Origin of the sequence: Brevibacterium sp. S22, from assembly GCF_004745485.1 — a bacterium.
Lineage (GTDB): Bacteria > Actinomycetota > Actinomycetes > Actinomycetales > Brevibacteriaceae > Brevibacterium.
The window spans coordinates 45,262-64,606 of sequence record NZ_RHFG01000004.1 but is presented as its reverse complement, the minus strand read 5'-3'; the positions used below and the strand labels follow the sequence as shown (position 1 = coordinate 64,606).

The window sequence follows — 19,345 nt, the reverse complement described above, 5'->3', positions numbered from 1 at the left end:
GTGATTTAGGGTGGACGAAACAGAAGTTCGCTTCGACCCGAGGAGCTTGCGATGAGTGAGCAGGATCGCCCACAGAACCCTGACCCGGCCCCGGCCGGTGAACCCGAAGCCGTCATCGTCGGAATCGACGGTTCGCCCCCGAGCCGCAACGCCCTGGCCTGGGCGATCCAAGAAGCGCGTTCCCTGGACCGTCCGATCCGCCTCGTCGGTGCCTACACGATCCCGAGCGTGGCCGCGGCCGCCATCGACGTGTCCTATGTGCCCATCGACGACAGCTCGATCCGTGCGGCCGTGACGAACACACTCAAGGAAGCCGCTGCAGAGGTCAAGGCGGCCGGCGTTCCCGTCGAAGCCGTCATCGAGATCGGTGACGCCGCCGGTGTGCTCATCGACGAATCGAAGTCCGGCAGCCTCACCGTCGTCGGCTCCCGCGGCCGCGGCGGTTTCGCCGGTCGCCTTCTCGGCACGGTCTCGAGTGCCCTGCCCGCGCACTCGGCATGTCCGACGGTCGTCGTCCCCGCCTGCTGGGACAACCAGGCCGAGCGCCCCGCACATCCGACCTCGTCGCGCCCGATCCGGCAGGACGGCTTCGAGGTCGAGACCCATGATCCCAACGCCGAGGCGATCGAAGGCCTGCGCTTCGACGGCAAGGTCGTCGTCGGCGTCGATTCGCTCGGCGCCGAATCTCCGGCACTGTGGAAGGCCGCCCGACTGGCCGTGCGTCGAGGCTCACCGCTGCACATCGTCGCGGTGATCACCACGACGGTCATCGGTCCCGAATGGCTGCCCAGCACCGCCGATCTCGAGCGGCTCGTCAATGAAGGGGCGGACAAACTCGTCGTCGCCAAACAGCGTCTGGCCGAAGAGTTCCCGGATCTCGACGTCACGTGGACGCTCTTCGACGGTCAGCCCGCCGAGGTGCTCGTCCGTGCCTCTGACACGGCCGAGGTGCTCGTCATCGGCTCCCGTGGCCGCGGCGGATTCGCCGGCCTCCTGCTCGGTTCGACCTCGCAGTCGGTGCTGCCGTACTCGCAGTGTCCGACGATGGTCGTGCGCGTCGCCCGCGACCACGGTCGCCGCAAACAGCAGGAGGCCCCGCCGGAGCCGGGCCTCTGATCGGTCAGGAGCCGAGTCATAACCTGAGCTGACCCACAACTGCACCGAGGCGGCCGATCGATAGCGATCGGCCGCCTCGGCGATGGTGTTGCTGGGATCAGGTGGTTCTGGCGCCCCCGGGCAGATTCGAACTGCCGACACCCGCTTTAGGAGAGCGGTGCTCTATCCCCTGAGCTACGGGGGCCAGGTGGTCGTCTGCAACCACGATCACCCAGTGTAGCGTAGAAGAAACCTCACTGTTCCACGGTGTGCCAGCACCTATTACGGACAGTTTCTCGTTAGGGTCGAATTGTGTCGGATTCCGTTAGAGACGAACAGTTTCCAGAACTCGGAGATGTCTTCGCCGAGTGGAAGAAGCAGGCCGCCCATCTGGGCGGTCGCGACACCATGCTCCATTTCCGGGACTCCCGTGACGGCAGCATCGACCTCTCCGGCGCCCACCCCTCCGGTCTGGCGCAGCTGCTGGCCGGTCGCGCCACCCGACTCTCCAGCCTCATCCGCGATCACGACATCCTCGCCGATGCGCGCCGACGTGCGAAATCCATCCGGTCGAAGGCCGAGCAGCTCGGCAACGAACGCGGCATCCGCACCGCTCACCTGGCGATCGGATTCGCCTCGTGGACGGAGAAGGATGCGAAGTTCAAGTTCAACGCCCCCGTCGTCATGCGCCACATCACGCTGGTGCCCCGCGGCTCCCGCGTCGAAGACTACGAGATCGTGCTCGACAACGAGATCACGATCAACCCGGCACTCGTCCAGCATCTGCGTGAGGAATACGACCTCGAGGTCCCCGTCGAGGAATGGGTCGACGCGACCGGGGGACCGCACGGCTTCGACCCGGGCCCGGCCCTCGACCGTCTGCGCGATCTGGGGCAGAGCGTGCCCGGCCTGCGGATCAACCACCGGCTGATCATCTCGACGTTCGCGAATATCGCGAGCCCGTTCTCCACCGACTATCTGCCCACCCAGCACCCCGTGCTGCGGGCGCTGGCCGGCGACGAGCACGTGCGCGCCCAACTCGGCGGACCCTCCTATGTGCCGCAGCCGGGAACTCTGCTCGACGAGAAGGTCGCCGCGGCCGAGGAAGCCGAACAGAAACGTGCCGAAGCCAAGAGAGTCGCCGGTGCCGTCGCCGAGACAGAGGCTGCGGACACGAAGGACGCGGGCACGGAGGACGCGGAGGCCGCGGACTCGGCGAAGGATGACAGCGCCGAGGCGACTTCCGAGCCCACCGACGAGTCGACGACCGCCGACGAGTCGACGACCGCTGACGCCGAGAAGGCGGAAGAGGCCGCTTCGGCCGAGGCTGATCCTGAAGCAGAAGCAGAAGCAGAAGCAGAAGCAGAAGCAGAAGCAGAAGCCGGTGCCGAGGCCGCCGTCGCGGACGCGGATGATGACGACGACTATGGTCAGCCGACCGTGCCGATCACTGACGCACCACTCGATCCGGCGAAGCCGGTCGATCGCGGCGAATCGGCGGGCGACGGCGAGAAGTCGACTACCCCGATCGACGCCGAAGCTGACATCCAGACCGAGGCTCAGACCGATGGCGACGACGTTGTTCCTGCCGCACTCCAGGAGCCGATCACCCCGCTCCCGGACCGGAAGCCACAGGAAGAGTTCCTCGTCATCGACGTCGACGGCGACCAGCAGGCAGTCGTCGACGCAGCCGTCTCCGGGCACTCGGTCGTCGTCGACACCCCACCCGGAACCGGCGCGACCCAGGTCGCCGTCGCCGTGGCCACCACTCTGGCTCACACCGGCAAGAGCGTGCTCTTCCTCGCGCAGACCTCCGATGCGCTCGACGATTTCTCCACCCGCCTCGGCGAGGTCGGACTCTCCGACTTCGCTGTCGACACCCGCGCGGGTTCGGAACACATCCGCAATCAGCTCGTCGGCCTCATCGCCTCAGCAGAGAAGTCCGAGCGCCCGGACCTCTCGCGGCTGCTCACCGACCTCAATGAGCAGCGCGCGACCCTGGCCGACCACGTCTCCTCGCTGCACCGCCGACGCGAGCCCTGGGACGTCTCCGTGTACGAGACCATGCAGCACCTCGCCGAACTGACTTCCGGTGACAATTCCCCGCAGACCCCGGTGCGCTTCGACGACGACATCCTCGGCGCCAGCGAGGACCGCAGGAGTGTGCTGCGCGGCAGACTCGGCGAACTCGCCTCACTCGGCGCATTCACCCTCGACGTCGAAGACACCGTCTGGTTCGGAGCCGACCTCAAGTCCGTCGAAGAGGCCGAAGCCGCACGGACGGTGGCCGAACGCATCGGTCGGATGATCCCCGACCTCGTCGCGGCGACCGAACCTGTGCTGCAGAAGGCGAAGCTCAACCCGCGTCGCAACGTCGATGACTGGGCTCGCGCCATCCGCGTGCTTCTGCGCGTGCGCAAGACGCTGGACAGCTTCGCTCCCGACGTCTACGACCATCGCCTCGACGACCTCATCGCCGCCACCGGCACACCCGAATACCGAGCCGAGGTCGGCATCGAGATGGGCATGATGCAGCGCCGCCGACTGAAGAAGTCGGCCGCTGAGTTCCTCCGCCCCGGCGCCGAGGTGGATGATCTCCACGAGGCCCTCATCGATGTCCGCGCTCAGCGGGTCATCCTCACCGACCTCGCCGGCTATGACGGCCGCCCGCAGATTCCGCGCGGCGTCCTCGAAGCCGATGAGATCCTGCAGAGCGTCGAAGCCGATATGGCCAAGCTCTCCCCGGTCCTGGAGACCACCCCCGACGGCGGGGACCTCGGATCGATGCTCATCGAAGAACTCCAGGCACGAACCGAAGCGATGGGCAGCGATTCGGAGAACCTCGCCGAACTGCCCGAACGCTCCCGCCTGCAACGTGAACTCGACGGTGAGGGTCTCGGCGACCTCATGGCCGATCTGCGCCGTCGCAAGGTCGACGAATCACTCGTCGGCCCCGAATTCGACCTCGCCTATTGGGCCTCCGTGCTGCAGACCATGGCCAGCGAAGATCCTGCGATCGGCCGTCATGACGGTGCCGCACTGCACCAGGTGGCCGAGGACTTCCGCGAGAACGACCGTGCCTTCGTCTCCGCTGGTGCCTCCCGTCTGCGCTACAACCATGCCCAGGCATGGAAGCGCGGAATCGAATCCGACCCCATCGCCGCCGGCGTCATCAAACAGGAGCTGCTCTCGAAGCACACCTCGGTGCAGCGGATCTCCACCCAGGCACCCGAACTGCTGACGACTCTGGCCCCGGTGTGGATGGGCAGCCCGTATACGGTGCCTGAACTCTTCTCCGCACTCCCGCTCTTCGACGCGGTCGTCATCGCCGATGCCGGTCGCCTCTCGGTCGCCGACGTCGTCCCGGGCATCACCCGGGCCCGTCAGGTCATCTCCCTCGGTGACTCCCGGCTGCTCGGACCGCGCCCGTTCTCGATCGCGGTCGATCGCTTCGGCATGGACGACGGGAACCATCCACGCTCGGTGCAGGACCGCCTCGGCGAGTTCCTGCCGCGGATGCGGCTGTCGAATTCCTATCGGCTGTCCCCGGTCGGGCTGATCGATCTGGCCAACCGGCACTTCTACGATTCGACGATTTCGACGCTGCCGACCGCGCACACGGGTGAGGGCAGCGGACTCGATTTCTCCTATGTCGCCGATGGGCGGGGCCCCACGGACATCGGCACGGGTCGGGTCGAGAGCCCCGACGCAGAGGTCAAACGGGTCGTCGATCTGGTGCTCAAGCATGCACGGAACCGGTCGCGGGAGTCTCTGGCCGTCGTCGCGCTCACCCCGCACCACGCGCAACGGGTGGCCACTGCCATCTCGCGGGCGATGAAGGATCTGCCGTACGTGGCGGCGTTCTTCAGCGATTCGACGAAGGAGCCCTTCGTCGTCACCGATGCCGAACGCGTCCAGGGCATGTCGCGTGACGCCGTGATCTTCACCCTCGGATACGGCCGGACTGTCCACGGTCGCGTCATCCACGACTTCGGTCCGCTGTCCGGGCCGGACGGCCGCCGCATTCTCGCGGCCACGATGACCCGAGCCCGGAAGCGGCTGACCCTGGTCTCGAGCATCGAGGCCGAGGACTTCGACCGCAGCAAACTCAGCGGGGGAGCGGTCATGCTGCCGCGCCTGCTCGAGGAGATCGCGACCGGCGGTGTTCATCAGCCCGGACCCCACGGTGAGATCTACGATCCGCTGATGGGCGACATCGCCGACCGGCTGCTGCAGCTCGGTGTCGTCGCTCACGAACATTACAACGGCATCGACCTGGCCGTGGCGAATTCGACCGAGGACGAGCACGGGATGATCATCGCCGTTGCCGGTGACGGTCCCGAATACGCTTCGATGCGCAGCCTGCGGCAGCGGGACCGGGTGCTTCCTGAACAGCTGAGCCGCCGTGGCTGGAAGTTCATGCGCGTGTGGTCGACCGATGCGTTCGTCGACCCGCAGACCGAGACCGAGAAGATCTTCGAAGCCTGGCGTTCCACCGTGGAGACGATGAGCCCGCAGGCCGTGCTCAATGCTGCGCGTGCCGCCTCAGTGGTCGTCGGCCGGACCGGCAGCCGCCCGAAGCTCGTGCCCGGACTGCCGATGCACAAATACTCCGCCGAGGGACTCGACGAGATGATCGACTGGATCCAGTCAGATGCGGTCGTGCGCGGGGACGGCGAGATCAAGGATCTGCTGCGCACGGCTCTGGCGCAGAAGGGCAGTTCGAGCCGGGGCGATTCCCAGCTGCAGGCTGCGGTCGACCGGTACCGCGAACGCCATGCGCGGGCGAAGAAGGTCACAGGCGCTGAGGTGTTCATCCCACGGTCGAACTCGACTGGGCCTGTGGAAGACGACATCCTGCCGACCTTCGACACCGGCAAGATCCGTGCCGATGAGCTCCGGTCCGCCGGACTCGTTCAGACTGCAAGCAACGAACAGGTCCCCGAGGCGGGCGACGCGTCGGGACCGGGTGCCGAGTCTGTCGGCGCAGGGGCCGATGTCGCTGGTGACGCTGGTGTCGGGTCGGCTGCCGGTGCAGCTGCGGCGGACGACGCGGAACACGCCGGGACAGGTCAGCCGGAGTCCGAGGCCCCGGGGTCAGCCGACGTGGACTCGGCCGGGACAGCGTCGGCAGGGACGGACGCTCCACGGACGGACGCTCCACGGACGGAGTCGGTAGGGACGGACCAGGCCGGGACAGACTCAGCCGGGACAGAATCGGCAGGGACGGACCAGGCCGGGACAGAACCAGGTGGAGCTGCCTCGGCGAAGTCGAAGAACGACGATGCCTGAACAGCCTGACCAGGCTGTTCCTCGCGACGGGGATCAGCCGTCCGAGCGAGAATCCGAATCAACTCACTCCGGCGCTGACGAAACCGACGCAGCGAAAGTCGACTGCGGCGAAGAGAGAGTCGACGCCGACGCCTCCGAAGCGAGGGTCGACGCTGACGCTGACGTGGCCGCACAGCGCAGAGCCCGCTTGGAGGCGGCGAAGCGACGGTATCGCGCCACGTTGCGCAACGAGGCCGACTCCGGCGGTGGGGGCTTCAGCGAAGACTACTATCGTTCGCAGAAGCCGCCACACTGGTCATAGCCCCGAGCAGGCGCCGTCGGACACAGACATATGGTCGATCAAGCCGGAGCGCACTTGTCGAAAGGTGCACGGCTCGAGATGAGTGCGCAGCCTTGAACGAGCTCGAACAGACCCCACACCACCGCGGACATGAAGAAGGCCCGCTCTCATCGGAGAGCGGGCCTTCTTCGTATTCGGCGGGTGATCAGTGCCGCGGAGGCTGGTTCGGATCGACCGGTCCGTCGGTCGGAGGACCCTCGGCAGGTCCGGCAGTCGAGGCAGCCTGGTTGCGCAGGATCTCGCGGATGTCGCCGAGAAGATCCTCGGTGGTCGGAGGAACTTCTTCCTCAGGAGCTCCGCGCTTACGCATCTCGTTGAGCTTGTTCATCGGGACGATGATGATGAAGTAGACGATGGCGGCAACGATGAGGAAGTTGATGGCCGCGGTGATGACCGCACCGATATCCAGCGTTGCCTCCGGCACACCTTCCTTGAGCGGGATGGACAGAGCCGGACCATCTGCGCCACCGACGGCGGCGATGAGCGGGTTGATGATCTTGTCAGAGAATGCGGTGACGATGGCGGTGAATGCGCCGCCGATGATGACCGCAGTTGCGAGTTCGACGACATTCCCCTGGAGAATGAAGTCCCTGAATCCCTTAAGCATTAGAGAAACCCTTTCGGCGTGTGTTCACTGAAATGCGGTTGATGAATAGCTCAATTACGTTCCAATAGTACACATGAGTAACACATTGTCAGCAGAATTGTTCTGCGAGTCTGATCACCGAACAGATGAACCGGAGACCCAGAATGCAATGGCGAAAGGGCACTCGGCAACTGCAGAGGCCCGATGGCCGATCGGCTCAGCAGGTCTGGTCGCCAGTCGAACACGTGGCTCAGCAGGTCTGATGGTCGGCCGGTCAGGCGGCTCAGCAGGTCTGATGGTCGGCCGATCGTGCGGATCAGCGAGGGAGGATCGCGAAGCTGATCGGAAGTCCTGCGAACTCGGCGACACGACCGGCATCCTCGGCGGAGAGGATGACGGAAACAAGTTGGCCTGACTCCGCGGCAATTCCTTCGGGTTTGTCCACAAGGCGGGCGATCGTCACCTTTTCGACGACGACTTCCGATCCGCCGTCGGGAAGTGACGAGAAGAGACGGATGTTCTGCCCCGGTTGGAGCAGTGCCGCCGAGGCATCATCGGCCAAACGGATCGGCATGAGCAGATCACGGCTGCCTTTCGGCAGCGCCTGCTGATCGAGCACGATCGACGACGTCAACGGTGATCCCTTCGACAACCCCGCCGAGGTGGCCCGACCCTTCACCTCATCAACGGACGTGAATGCCTTGTCGGGAACCAAGTCAGAAGGGAACTGAGTGACGGTGAGGTCTTGAGCTCTGAGCTCCGTTCCCGGGGCCAGGTCCGATTTCGCAACGACGATCGCCGTGCCCGAACTGTTCGGGGTGAGAACCCAAACGGCCAGAGCACAGGCACACGCAAGGCAGACGGCCGCGAGAAGGCGTTGAGGTCGGATGCGGGACGGCCGTGACCAGCTCGGAGGCGAGTTGCGGATGCGGTGGAAGATGCCCATGCATCGAGCCTGCGATGCCATGCGGTCGGCGGCAAGGCTGCGGAGGTCGCCTGTGGACAGTTCGTGCCGTCCACAGGCGATCGGCGTCTGAGTGAAGCGGACGCTGGGACGCGCCTGGACCCCGGAGGGTGGATGCCTGGGAGGGTCAGCTCGCGGCTGGGGTGCTCGCTGCCGAGGAGGTGCTCGATGACGAATTCGCCGAGGAGGAGCCGGAGGATTCCTGCGCCGACGAGATCGAGGACTCATTCGAGGACGAATCGGAACTCGATGAGCTGACGCTGCTCGAATTCGTCGAGCGGGAGTCGGTGGCATAGAAGCCGGATCCCTTGAAGCTGATGCCCACAGCACCGAAGACCTTCTTCAGGCGACCCTGGCATTCCGGGCAGACGGTGAGCGAGTCATCGCTGAAGTCCTGATGAATATCAAAGGCGTGACCACAGCTCTTGCAGGCGTAGGAGTAGACGGGCATTCGAGACCTTTCTTCGACGACAAGATTATAGTGCACACCGGAACCTCACCGGTTCACCGGTCCGGGATATGCACAAGGTTATCCACATATCAACACGCGCGAGTGGGTGCTGATTCCCAACGATCAGGCAGCGAAGAAGTGAGTTCCGTCTTCAGTGACAGCCGCTGGAATACGCAGGTCCCAGTCCTCGGCGACGAGGCCAGTCAGACCGATCTCCTCGGCGAAGCACACTCCGACGACACGAAGCTCCGAGCCGAGAGGCTCCGCCCCGTGAGGGCCGAAGGTCCTGTCATAGAAACCGCCTCCGTTGCCCAGTCGAGCACCATCGATGCCGAAACCCAGAGCCGGGACGAAGATGAGGTCGAGACCGACCGTGGGGGAGAGCAGCTGAGCAGCGGTGAGCAGTGTGGAATCCTGGGCCGGTTCGCGGATACCCCATCTGCCGTGGGGCTCCAGACTGGCCATCGAGCCAGTGACCTGACCGAACATCAACGGTTCCCCGACCGTCGTGACGACCGGCAGATAGACGGTGCCGCCCGCTGCAAGGAACTGGTCGAGCGCCGGGTCGAGGTCCGGCTCTCCGGGCAGCGCCGCATAGGCAAGGAGGGAGCGGATCGGCGCTTTCTGGATGACATTCCAAGCGGAAGCTGCCACAGAGGATGACGGGGCGGAAGCTGCCACAGAGGATGACGGCGCGGAAGCCGCCTCGGAGGATGACGGCGCCGAAGCCGCCTCGGTGGAGGTGACCTGCGACGACGCCGACGTCGCGGATGCCGATGAGGCAGGGGCCGCCTCGGCGAGGGACCGTTCTGCGCGAGCGGCGCGGACACGGGACCGCAGCTGCGCCTTCGAAGTTTCTGGTTCCACGCATTTCAGACTAACCGGGTTCGGCGGATTCGTTAAGATGACTTCATGAGTGATGAAGCGCAGCGCACCGTTCGCAAGGCCGTGATCCCCGTCGCCGGCCTCGGAACCCGGTTCCTCCCCGCCACGAAAGCCACCCCCAAGGAGATGCTCCCCGTCGTCGACAAGCCGGCGATCCAGTACGTCATCGAAGAAGCCGTCGACGCCGGTCTGCAGGACGTTCTCATGATCACCGGCCGGAACAAGCGGCCGCTGGAGGATCACTTCGACCGGGTCGACGGACTCGAAGCCGCGCTGGCACAGAAAGGGGATGACAAGAAACTCGCCGCTGTGCGCCATCCGTCGGAGCTCGCTGACATCCACTATGTGCGCCAGGGTGATCCGAAGGGCCTCGGTCACGCGGTGCTCAAGGGCCGCCAGCATGTGGGCAACGAGCCGTTCGCAGTCCTCTTAGGTGATGACCTCATTGATGAGCGCAGCCCGATCCTGCCGAAGATGATCGAGGTCGCAGAGAAGACCGGCGGCAGCGTCGTCGCACTCATGGAGGTCCCGCCAGAGGCCATCCACCTCTACGGCTGCGCGGCTGTCGAGACCACAATTGATGATGAGGTCGTCAAGGTCACCGACCTCGTCGAGAAGCCCGCCACCGAGGATGCTCCCTCGAACCTCGCCATCATCGGCCGATACGTTCTGGCGCCGGAGATCTTCGACGTTCTCGAGACCACGGAACCCGGACGCGGCAACGAAATCCAGCTCACCGACGCGCTCCAGGAACTCGCCGGCGACGACAACGGCCACGGCGTCTTCGGCGTCGTGTTCAAGGGTTCCCGCTACGACACCGGTGACAAGCTCGACTACCTCAAGGCCGTCGTGCAGATCGCCTGCGACCGCGAGGACCTCGGTGACGATCTCAAGGCATGGCTGCGCGATTTCGTGCCGACGCTGGACTGAGCTGACTGTTTCGGTCCAGCCCGTTTGGGCGGACCGGCATCGAACCCGAGAGCGAGGACAGCTGCGTGTGGCCTGTCATCCTGACTGATCGGCAGTCCGATATCGTGCTGCGACCGCTGCACCGCCGCGACGAAGAGGCCTGGCGGGAGGTCCGCCGATTCAACCGCGATTGGCTGCGCCCGTGGGACGCGACTCTGCCCGCGCCCGGCCAGGAGCTGCCCGGTTTCCGCACGATGGTGCGGATGCAGGACAAGCAGGCCAAGCGCGGACAGACCGCTCCGTTCGCCATCGAGGTCGACAGGAAGTTCCGCGGACAGATCACCGTGTCGGGACTGACCTGGGGCTCGATTCTGTCCGGGCAGATCGGATACTGGATCGACTCGCGCGTGGCCGGACGCGGAATCACCCCGATCGCCGTGGCTATGGCTGCCGACCACTGCTTCTTCGCCCTCGGCCTCCACCGCATCGAGATCAACATCCGCCCGGAGAACACCGCGAGCCTGCGCGTGGTCGAAAAGCTCGGCCTGCGCGATGAAGGGCTGCGCGAGAAGTACATGCATATCGACGGGCGGTGGTGCGATCACCGTACGTTCGCCCTGCTCTCGGAAGAAGTCCCGCATGGGCTGCTTGCCGCATACCGGCACGGCACCGGCGGAGGACCGATGTGAACGAAGGCCGGGCTGGGCCGCCTGGGAATTCGGTGAACTTCGTCCCTGTTTGACCGACACACCTCACACCTTGACGTCTTCGCCGATGCCCGCAACTTAGGGTGGCATTGTGGACACCAGCATCATCGTCGTCATCGCCATCGTCGTGGTCTTCGCCGTTGCTGTGCCCGCAATGATTCGGAAGTCCGCGACGGATCTCTCGCGCGTCGAAATCGACACGGTTCCGGACAACGCCGCCGTCGTCTCCGCCGAGACCGCGATCCCCGGGCACGACCATTCGGAGCGCATCCAGGTCTTCCACGACAAACCCCGGAAAGTGCCGTCGGTTCCGACCCCGGACGTCTCACAGCGAGACGAGGCCCCGAAGCTGAGTTTGTCGGCCTCGACTCCTGAGTTCGCCGTCATCGACGGTCACGCCGAAGCACACACCGTCACCGAGGCCGCCGATCACACCCAGCTCAGCACCCTGCCCGTCGCGGTCGGTGAAAGCTCCTCCTCCCTGTCCAGCGACCATGCGGCTGTCGGTCGCGCTGTTGGTGGTCCCACCATAGGTGCCGGCACTGACACGGGATTCGGTGCGGGCGCTGCCGACCACAATGTTCGGCAGCTCCACCCCGCGGTCCATGCTGTCTTCAATGACAGCAGCCGTTCCGTCGGGCAGTCGGACGGACAGGACCGCCCGCCCCAGGCGACCGACGTCGGGCGCAATGCGTCGACCAACCGGACAGGTTCGACCGGTACCGGTCGAACCTCCGACAGCGGGGGACGACGCGAGGGCCAGTCCCGGACGGGACGCGGCGGCCACCTCGGCGAGGGAACGACCAGCACGAACGGACACGATCCACAATTTTCCAATCCGACCATCGGAACCGATGAGGAACATGCGATGACTGAGCAAGCCACGACCCTGCGGGAGTCCCTGAAGTCGCTGAACACCATGGTCAGGGGCTTCTCCCTGGTTTTCCTCGCCTCGGTCCTCGGCATTCTGGTGTCGAGTGTGCTCGCGGCCTTCTCGGTCGTGCACATCGCCCTGGCCGGTGTCTTCCTCGGCCTCGCGGTTGTCACGCTGTTCCTCGTGCGCACGCTCAACCTGCGCAAGCGGGAGACGAAGAAGAAGCTGCGGCGGCTGCAGGAGGCTGCGCGGCCACAGTCGACGGCCGGGCCGCAGCCTGCCCCCACGTCGAATCGTGCCACCAGGTCGGAGCGGGCCCCGAAGACGGAGCGGGCTGCGCAGCCGAAGACCATGGCCCAGCCGAGTGCTGCTCGACCGAAGACAGCCACTCAGCCCACAGCCGAGTCGCAGGCAACCGCCCGAACGGCTGCTCAGCCCAAGACTGGTCCGATCGAGGAGCAGCGTCCCACGGCGGCCGCGCCGACCTCGAGCGGAACCGCTGCCCGGATCGCCGCGGCGGCCGCGGGCACGAGCGCGGCTGCGAAGGCTGCGCAGGCTCGCGCCGCGATGAACCGCTCCGTCGAGGCCAAGAAGTCCCGCGAAGAGGCCGACACCGGCGAGATCCCACTCGTGCGCATCCGCAAGGAAGCCACCGAAGGCCACACCACCCGCCAGGTCCTCCTCACCGGACCGATCCCGATCGTTGAGGAAGACGCCACCGTCGACAGCGACGCACCCTCCGCCGAGGCGACCGCCGACTCCGATGACACGTCGACTTCGGGTGCGGCTGACACAGCGACTTCGAAGCAGCCGGTTGAGAAGACGACAGCAAAGAGGGCAGGCACGGCCGATCGTGACAACGACGCAGAGGCCACCTCGACGGAGCCAGCTGAGAGAGCCCAGGCCGAATCCACCGAGGCTCCGGTCTCGCTCGGAGCCGACCTCGTCGCTGACCCCGACTCAGTCACAGGCACAGTCGGTCGGGAAGATTCCGATGCCGATGTGCACGCTGCGCTCAATGCTGCGACACCGAAGGTCGATGACCCGTTCATGCAGCGACTGAAGTCGCGTGACGGCTGGTCGCCGACGCCGCTGCCTGTGCCCAGCTACGTCGACGCTCCCGAAGCCGACCGCCCGGTGCCTTCGGCAACGGCGGCGGACGCCAGCTCGTACGAAACCGAAGCCCGCAGCCGTGAGGATATCGCGGCCCAATTCGCCGAGGAGCTCGGCTACCGACCGGAACTCAGCGACTCCGCTCGCGAAGAAGGACCGCTCGGACACGGCCGTAAGGCGATTCGGACGACGAAGGGTGCCGACCTCGGCGCCGTCAACGACGTCCTCGCCCGCCGCCGCGCCTGAAGCAGCTATTTCGAAGTCCACACTGATTTCGAAACAAGCCCCGCACCGTCCGTGCGGGGCTTCTTCGTGCCACGGCTCCTGGGCTAATGGGGGCCTGCTTCCCGCCGGGGGGTCTGCGAACAGCCCAGTCCACGACAGATAGCCCATATTCCGCACTGGGCTATCTGTCGTGGACTGGGCTGCCAGCGATCAGGTGCTGAAGACGGACCAACAGATCGGATCACGCCGAACCTGGTCCTCCCGCACGAGTTCGCGGCCGGCACCAGCCTGGGGCCGCGTGTTCCCTCTGGCGGACATGCCCGACCCGGCAAACTCGGACCGTGCTAGATTGCTCAGCGTCGACCACGCGAGGGCGGCCGGCAGAAGGCCGAATCACAGTTCAGGGGAGAATCCGATGGTCGATATCGACGACCGAGTGAGCATCGACAGAGCCGGGGCGCGACGTGCCCGCCGAGCGGCTGCCGGATCGTTCATCGGCGCCGTCGTCGAATGGTATGACTTCCTGCTCTACGGCATCGTCGCAGCCCTCGTCTTCGGTGAACTCTTCTTCCCCGGATACAGCGACCGTGCGGGCACACTCGCGGCATTCGCGACCTTCGGCGTGGGGTTCATCTTCCGCCCACTCGGCGGCATCATCTTCGGCCACTTCGGGGACCGCCTCGGCCGCAAATCCATGCTCATCTGGACGATGACGATCATGGGCGTGGCCACTGCCCTCATCGGCTGCCTGCCGACCTACCAGACGATCGGCTGGCTGGCGCCGGCGCTGCTCGTCCTGCTGCGCTGCATCCAGGGTGTGGCAGTCGGAGGCGAATGGGGCGGTGCCGCACTCATGGCCGTCGAAAGCGCACCGCCGAAGCTGCGTGCCTTCTACTCCAGCGGCGTTCAGGTCGGCTACTCGGTCGGACTGCTCCTGGCCACGGGACTCGTCGCCGTCCTCAGCGGTGGGCTCACCTCCGAAGCCTTCCTGACCTGGGGATGGCGGATCCCGTTCCTCGCCAGCGCCGGACTCGTCCTGATCGGGCTCTGGATCCGTTCCGGGGTGGCCGAATCCGAAGAATACGTGGACCGGGTGAAGAACGCAGACGAGGACAAGGTCGCGAAGCTGCCGATCCTCGAAGCGTTCAAACGCTTCCCCGCACAGATCGCCCAGATCGTCGGACTGCGATTCATCGAGCTGCTGACCATGTACATCGTCACCACCTTCGCGCTGTCGTACGCGACGGACGAGCTCGGTCTCGATCGGCAGCTCATGCTCAACATCACGCTGCTCGTCGGCGGATTGGGAATCGTCACAATCCCCGCCTTCGCCTACCTCTCTGACCGGTACGGTCGCCTGCGCGTCTACCTCACCGGAGGCGTCGTCGGACTGCTCAGCGCGATCCCGTTCTTCCTGGCGCTGGAATCGGGAAGCACGATCGCTGTCATCATCTTCGCCGTGCTGCTGGTCAACATCGCCCACGACGCCGTGGTCAGCGTCCAGCAGCCCCTGTTCGCCGAGATGTTCAGCCCCGAGTTCCGCTACAGCGGAGCCGGAGTCGGCTACCAGTTGGCCAGTGCGATCGCCGGCGGCTTCACCCCGTTCATCGCGACCTACCTCGTCGGAGTCGGGAACGGCAGCTGGTACCTCGTCGGCGCCTACCTCGCTGCGGGCTGCCTGGTCTCGATCTCCGTCGCCGGCTACCTCGCGAAGAAGGGACGACGCACGGCCAGTGCCTGATCACCCCGGAGCACCGGGCCGTGACACCGCGCCGAGGCGGCTGTGGCGGCAACGATGCGAAGCGCCGGGCCGGAGTCGACCCGGCTGTATCGGTGCGAAATGCCACTCCCGGGATGGTGGACCTGCGGGTGTGGTGTCGTGCTGCGCACGGACGGATTCGTCCGACCCGGGGCGGGGTCATTGAGGACCGCAGCCGGTCAGTCGTCGGGGCCGCGCGACATCATCGACAGTGCGGCATGAGTCAACGCGCTCGTCGCGATGAGCTGACGATTGAACATTGTGATGCCGCGGATGACGCTCAGACAGACCTTGTCACGACTGTGCTCGACGCTGATCGGGCGTACGTGAGCCTGAGCGATCGGGGCGATGGCCCGGCACTGCGCGACGACAGAATCGACGGAGACCGGGTAGCCGGCCGCATCGACCATCGCCACCACACGGGCCAGCGCATTCCTCGCCGCCGATTCCTCATCGGGCCAGCCGAGGCGGTCGATCGCCGCGGAGACGAGATCGTCGAACCGGTCGGGGGCGGGGGAGGCCTCGGGCGGAGCGGCTCCGGTGGAACGCAGCGCGAACGGCGGGGCGCCCGGTTCACGCTGCGCCGAGGCGGGCAGTCCGGAATTCCCGCGCAGGGCGAGCTCCTGGCACACACCCATCAGCTCGATCGTCGGCAGCGAATCATCGTCGATGGCGCGTGTCAGCTCAGCGATGTCGGAGATGGGAGTGGTCAGCTCCTCGCGCAGCCAGCGGATGAGCGCCAACCGGTGCAGATGCGCCTCGTCGTAGACCGCGGTCGTCGCATTCTTCTTCTGCCCTGGTGGCAGAAGCCCCTCGTGGATGTAGTACTTGATGCTCGCCGGCGACACTCCGGCGGCCTCGGCCAACGCACTGAGCTTCACAACAATCCCCCTGTCGTCAGCGAATGTCGTCCGCGGCTGACTTCAACGACGTCTCTCAACGCTTCTCAACGTCTCCCAACGCTGGACCCCGACATTTCTCAGCTTCTGTCCTCGACGGCGTCGAATGGATAGTGGAAACGGCGTTCACTATCTACGTTGCCGTGCTTGGTTAGTGCCACTATCTTAATGATATGTTCTCACTCGTCATCGCCATCCATGCCATTGCCGCCACGGGTGTCGTCCTGCTGGGACCCATCCAGATCCTCCGCCGCACCAAAGACCGCAGACACCGTTTCATCGGGCGGTCCTGGGTCGTTCTCATGTACCTCGTGTGCACCAGCGGAATGTTCATCTACTCACTCACAGGTTCCTTCACTCTCTTCCACGCCTTGGCGATCTGGACCTTCATCTCCACCACTCTCGGGGTGATCGCTATCCGCCGTGGCAACGTCCGCCGCCATATCGGAATGATGGTCGGCTCCTACCTGGGCGCACTGGTCGCCGGGATCTTCGCAGCGGTCGTTCCCGGCCGTGAGATCCCGCAGCTGGCAGTGAGCGACCCCGGGCTGCTGTGGTCTCTTGTGGCCGGGATCGTCGTGGCTGTCACCGCGTGGGCGATCTTCGTCCTGCGCTTCGTCTCCGGGCACGACCGGGAGACGACCACGGCGAAGACGCACGAAGGCGCCGGCGGCGAACCGCTGACGCCCTCAGATCTGAACAACGCTGCCCCGATCACCGCGACGTGACGCGGAACCTCAGGCGACGAATTTGTCGAACTCGTCGTTCTTGTGCAGGAAATTCTGCACATAGGAGCACGTGGTGCGGAACTTCAGCCCCTCCTCGGCGCTGGTCTCCAGTGCATAGCGCACCAGCTCGGCGGCCAGACCGCGGCCGCCCCACTCCGGGGCCACCTCGGTGTGGGTGAAGATGCGCACCGGACCGTCTGCGGTGTCATCGGCACCCGCCTCACGGTCGATGTAATCGGCGAGGCCGATGACCTTACCCGCGTGGGAGACGGTGAAGCGTTTGGCCGCAGCATCCTCGGCGATGGTGAATGTCTCTCCCGAGATGTCGATGTCCATGGTCATTCCTCCCGAATGTCCGTGCCGGTGGGGCGCTGTCCTGACAGTTGACACTATAGTTCTGGGGCGAGCGATACGACTAGCCTGGTGAAATGATCCGCACTCAACGTCATGAAGGAGTCCATCTATGACCGCACATCCCTCGGCGACCATGGTCGATGCGCAGCGCCGGAAGCTGCGCGAATCCGGGTTCGAGGTCGCCGAACTGTCCGCCGCTGACCTTGCCGACTACGTGGAGCTCGTCTCCTCGGCCTACCGGGGTGAGGGATCGAAGCAGGGATGGACCACCGAGGCGGACATCCTCGGCGGACAGCGGCTCGACGCCCCGATGGCTGAGGAGATGCTCGCCGAGGCGGACTCCCAGATCCTGCTCGTCCGTGATGGGCAGGGCCGCGCCGTGGCCAGCGTATACGTGCGCGAACCCGCAGACGGAGCGGCCTACCTCGGGGTGCTCGCGGTCTCGCCGTTGGGCCAGGGCAGGGGAGTAGGGTCGGCGCTGATGAACCTCGCCGAGGCATGGGTGGCCGAACACTGGGGAGCGACGTCGATGCGGATGAGCGTGATCAACAAGCGTGACGAACTCATCGCCTACTACGAGCGCCGCGGGTACGAACTCACCGGCGAAGTCGAGCCCTTCCCCTACGGTGACGAACGCTTCGGCGTCCCGAAGGTCGACGATCTCGAGTTCGTGCTGCTGTCCAAGCCCTTGGGCTGAAGGGAGCGGGTGAGGGGCGAGTCGGCCTCAGAACAGCATCGCAGGAACGACCAGGCCGCCGACGAGGGCGACCGGGCCGATGACGACCATCGACATGCCGAACTTCACGAGGATGCGCGTCAGCCGCGGCTTGTCCTCGACCGGGGCGGTCGCAACGACCGTGGCGCCGAGTGTCGAGAACGGTGAGACGTCGACGACGGCCGAGCACACGCCCAGGGCTGCGATGAGCGCCCAACCGGGTACCCCACCTGCGGCGATGAGAGGCAGTGCCAGTGGTACGAGGGCGGCGAGGATGCCCGTGGTGGAGGCGAACGCGGACACGAGCCCGCCGACGACGCAGAGGACGAAGGCCGCGATGAGCGGCGAACCGATCGACTCCGCACCCTCGCCGAGGAGGTCGACGGCCCCCATGTTCTGCAGGACCCCGACGAAGGTGATGATGCCGCCGACGAGCAGCACCGTCGACCAGTCGATCTTCGGCAGCGCGGCCTTGCCGGTCTTCGGGTCGACGAGGGAGAGGATCGCGCCGAAGAGGAAGCACAGCAGGCCGATGTCCGGATCATTGCCGAGGGCGGCGAGGACCACGACGCTGCCGACGAGGCCGATCATGAAGATGACGGTGAGGATCTGCACGAATGTGAACGGTGAGGAGTCGCCGGTGTGCTCCGAGCTCGAGGAGTCGAAGAGGGCCTCGTCCTCGTCGTCCTCACCGAAGGCCACCTTCGTCGCCGAGGCGGAGCCGCGGGAGATCCGTGAGCTCGCACCCGCGGTCGTGTCGGTGGAATCGATGTCGGCGGTGCCGGAGCCGTCCGCGCTGTCCTCGGCAGACCTGCTCCCCGCCCGGCTCGCAACGGCCGCAGCGGACTTCCCGCCGAACAGCGACCGTCCGTACATGAAGTAGGCGACGACGAGCATGATGAGGTAGGTGACGACGGCGATGCCGAAGAGCACATAGGGGGAGAGGTCGATGCCGGCCCCGCGCGCGGTGCTGTAGGTGACGATGCCGTAGAGGCTGGTCGGGGCGAAGCCGCCGGCGCCGATGGCGAAGCAGATCGCCAGGCCCATGAGCGCGTAGTCGACTCCGTACTTGCGGGCGACCTGCATGCCCACGGGCATCATGACGAGTCCCGCCAGCGGTGCGCCCATCGCGGCGATGCAGCCGGTGATGACGAAGAAGACCGCCGGCAGGAGCACGGCCGAGGAGCCGACGCGTTCGAGTGCCCAGTCGATGATCCGATCGACGGTGCCGTTCTCCTGGGCGATGGCGAAGAAGTAGGTCACTCCGGCGAGGAGGACCATGATGTCGAGCGGGAATTCGGCGATGATGTCATCGACGGCCATGTCGGTGAACAGCAGTCCGGTGCCGGCAGCGCCGACGAGCATGAGCACGCCGATCTGCACGCCGCGGACCGCGCCGATGGCGAAGAGCGCGACGAAGATGAGCAGAGCGATGATCTGTATGAGCAT

At 65.7% G+C, this 19,345-nt stretch carries 16 protein-coding genes, 1 tRNA gene and 1 pseudogene; 10 read left to right on the top strand and 8 right to left on the bottom strand.

Annotation, left to right across the window (positions count from 1 at the left end; translation table 11 throughout):
* Positions 1–51: 51 nt before the first annotated feature.
* On the top strand, positions 52–1,116 hold the full coding sequence (locus EB835_RS05750; RefSeq protein ID WP_135808521.1) for a universal stress protein: 1,065 nt from the start codon (positions 52–54) through the stop codon (positions 1,114–1,116).
* Between the two features lie 108 nt (positions 1,117–1,224).
* Here EB835_RS05750 and EB835_RS05745 read toward each other — a convergent pair.
* A tRNA-Arg gene (locus EB835_RS05745) sits at positions 1,225–1,300 on the bottom strand.
* A 107-nt stretch (positions 1,301–1,407) separates the two neighbouring features.
* Between EB835_RS05745 and EB835_RS05740 the strand changes: the two genes are divergently transcribed.
* Together EB835_RS05740 and EB835_RS05735 are read left to right on the top strand one after the other, a co-directional pair.
* On the top strand, positions 1,408–6,387 hold the full coding sequence (locus EB835_RS05740; protein WP_135808520.1) for a DUF4011 domain-containing protein: 4,980 nt from the start codon (positions 1,408–1,410) through the stop codon (positions 6,385–6,387).
* On the top strand, positions 6,380–6,688 hold the full coding sequence (locus EB835_RS05735; protein WP_135808519.1) for a hypothetical protein: 309 nt from the start codon (positions 6,380–6,382) through the stop codon (positions 6,686–6,688). The genes EB835_RS05740 and EB835_RS05735 overlap by 8 nt, the downstream gene beginning before the upstream one ends.
* Positions 6,689–6,872: 184 nt before the next feature.
* On the opposite strand, the gene mscL is transcribed toward EB835_RS05735, so the two are convergent.
* Both mscL and EB835_RS05725 read right to left on the bottom strand, forming a co-directional pair.
* A complete protein-coding gene (gene mscL / locus EB835_RS05730; protein WP_135808518.1) occupies positions 6,873–7,334 on the bottom strand; it encodes a large conductance mechanosensitive channel protein MscL in 462 nt (153 codons plus the stop codon).
* Positions 7,335–7,629: 295 nt separating this feature from the next.
* A complete protein-coding gene (locus tag EB835_RS05725) occupies positions 7,630–8,259 on the bottom strand; it encodes an SAF domain-containing protein (RefSeq protein ID WP_135808517.1) in 630 nt (209 codons plus the stop codon).
* A 128-nt stretch (positions 8,260–8,387) separates the two neighbouring features.
* Between EB835_RS05725 and EB835_RS20820 the strand changes: the two genes are divergently transcribed.
* Positions 8,388–8,573, top strand: a complete 186-nt coding sequence (locus EB835_RS20820) for a hypothetical protein (RefSeq protein WP_346763141.1) — start codon at positions 8,388–8,390, stop codon at positions 8,571–8,573.
* Positions 8,574–8,587: 14 nt separating this feature from the next.
* On the opposite strand, the pseudogene EB835_RS20815 reads toward EB835_RS20820, so the two are convergent.
* Both EB835_RS20815 and EB835_RS05715 read right to left on the bottom strand, forming a co-directional pair.
* Positions 8,588–8,728, bottom strand: a pseudogene (locus EB835_RS20815) (FmdB family zinc ribbon protein); the annotation flags it as partial.
* A 123-nt stretch (positions 8,729–8,851) separates the two neighbouring features.
* Positions 8,852–9,595, bottom strand: coding sequence for a 5-formyltetrahydrofolate cyclo-ligase (locus EB835_RS05715; protein ID WP_240688567.1), 744 nt, complete (start codon positions 9,593–9,595; stop codon positions 8,852–8,854).
* Between the two features lie 45 nt (positions 9,596–9,640).
* Here EB835_RS05715 and galU point away from each other — a divergent pair, with 45 nt between their 5' ends.
* The 4 genes from galU (at position 9,641) to shiA (ending at position 15,182) form a co-directional block, all read left to right on the top strand.
* Positions 9,641–10,543 carry a UTP--glucose-1-phosphate uridylyltransferase GalU gene (galU, locus tag EB835_RS05710; protein WP_135808515.1) on the top strand — a complete coding sequence of 301 codons (903 nt, stop codon included), beginning with the start codon at positions 9,641–9,643 and terminating at the stop codon, positions 10,541–10,543.
* A gap of 65 nt (positions 10,544–10,608) precedes the next feature.
* Complete coding sequence (locus EB835_RS05705; RefSeq protein WP_135808514.1) at positions 10,609–11,211, top strand: GNAT family N-acetyltransferase; 603 nt, start codon at positions 10,609–10,611, stop codon at positions 11,209–11,211.
* 109 nt (positions 11,212–11,320) lie between these two features.
* Positions 11,321–13,462 carry a hypothetical protein gene (locus EB835_RS05700; RefSeq protein WP_135808513.1) on the top strand — a complete coding sequence of 714 codons (2,142 nt, stop codon included), beginning with the start codon at positions 11,321–11,323 and terminating at the stop codon, positions 13,460–13,462.
* 394 nt (positions 13,463–13,856) lie between these two features.
* Positions 13,857–15,182 carry a shikimate transporter gene (gene shiA / locus EB835_RS05695; protein WP_135808512.1) on the top strand — a complete coding sequence of 442 codons (1,326 nt, stop codon included), beginning with the start codon at positions 13,857–13,859 and terminating at the stop codon, positions 15,180–15,182.
* A gap of 197 nt (positions 15,183–15,379) precedes the next feature.
* On the opposite strand, the gene EB835_RS05690 is transcribed toward shiA, so the two are convergent.
* Positions 15,380–16,081 (bottom strand): MerR family transcriptional regulator, encoded by a 702-nt coding sequence (locus EB835_RS05690; RefSeq protein ID WP_168216639.1) that lies wholly within the window; start codon positions 16,079–16,081, stop codon positions 15,380–15,382.
* Positions 16,082–16,272: 191 nt separating this feature from the next.
* On the opposite strand from EB835_RS05690, the gene EB835_RS05685 reads away from it, so the two are divergent.
* Positions 16,273–16,827: a DUF2306 domain-containing protein gene (locus EB835_RS05685; RefSeq protein ID WP_135808510.1), complete on the top strand. Its 555-nt coding sequence runs from the start codon at positions 16,273–16,275 to the stop codon at positions 16,825–16,827.
* Positions 16,828–16,836: 9 nt separating this feature from the next.
* Here EB835_RS05685 and EB835_RS05680 read toward each other — a convergent pair whose 3' ends face one another.
* The gene (locus tag EB835_RS05680; protein ID WP_135808509.1) at positions 16,837–17,163 is read right to left on the bottom strand and encodes a GNAT family N-acetyltransferase; all 327 of its coding nucleotides are present in this window, start codon (positions 17,161–17,163) and stop codon (positions 16,837–16,839) included.
* A gap of 127 nt (positions 17,164–17,290) precedes the next feature.
* On the opposite strand from EB835_RS05680, the gene EB835_RS05675 reads away from it, so the two are divergent.
* Positions 17,291–17,878, top strand: coding sequence for a GNAT family N-acetyltransferase (locus EB835_RS05675; RefSeq protein WP_135808508.1), 588 nt, complete (start codon positions 17,291–17,293; stop codon positions 17,876–17,878).
* 27 nt (positions 17,879–17,905) lie between these two features.
* Here the strand turns inward: EB835_RS05675 and EB835_RS05670 are convergent, their stop codons facing one another.
* On the bottom strand, positions 17,906–19,345 hold the full coding sequence (locus EB835_RS05670; RefSeq protein WP_135808507.1) for an SLC13 family permease: 1,440 nt from the start codon (positions 19,343–19,345) through the stop codon (positions 17,906–17,908).

What these genes read in the sequence shown, in the direction of transcription:
- EB835_RS05675 (WP_135808508.1), top strand. Translation starts at nt 17,291, where the DNA reads ATGACCGCACATCCCTCGGCGACCATGGTCGATGCGCAGCGCCGGAAG.
- EB835_RS05680 (WP_135808509.1), bottom strand. Translation starts at nt 17,163, where the DNA reads ATGGACATCGACATCTCGGGAGAGACATTCACCATCGCCGAGGATGCT.
- mscL (WP_135808518.1), bottom strand. Translation starts at nt 7,334, where the DNA reads ATGCTTAAGGGATTCAGGGACTTCATTCTCCAGGGGAATGTCGTCGAA.
- EB835_RS05750 (WP_135808521.1), top strand. Translation starts at nt 52, where the DNA reads ATGAGTGAGCAGGATCGCCCACAGAACCCTGACCCGGCCCCGGCCGGT.
- EB835_RS05685 (WP_135808510.1), top strand. Translation starts at nt 16,273, where the DNA reads ATGTTCTCACTCGTCATCGCCATCCATGCCATTGCCGCCACGGGTGTC.
- EB835_RS05670 (WP_135808507.1), bottom strand. Translation starts at nt 19,345, where the DNA reads ATGCTCATACAGATCATCGCTCTGCTCATCTTCGTCGCGCTCTTCGCC.
- EB835_RS05725 (WP_135808517.1), bottom strand. Translation starts at nt 8,259, where the DNA reads ATGGGCATCTTCCACCGCATCCGCAACTCGCCTCCGAGCTGGTCACGG.
- EB835_RS05735 (WP_135808519.1), top strand. Translation starts at nt 6,380, where the DNA reads ATGCCTGAACAGCCTGACCAGGCTGTTCCTCGCGACGGGGATCAGCCG.
- galU (WP_135808515.1), top strand. Translation starts at nt 9,641, where the DNA reads ATGAGTGATGAAGCGCAGCGCACCGTTCGCAAGGCCGTGATCCCCGTC.
- shiA (WP_135808512.1), top strand. Translation starts at nt 13,857, where the DNA reads ATGGTCGATATCGACGACCGAGTGAGCATCGACAGAGCCGGGGCGCGA.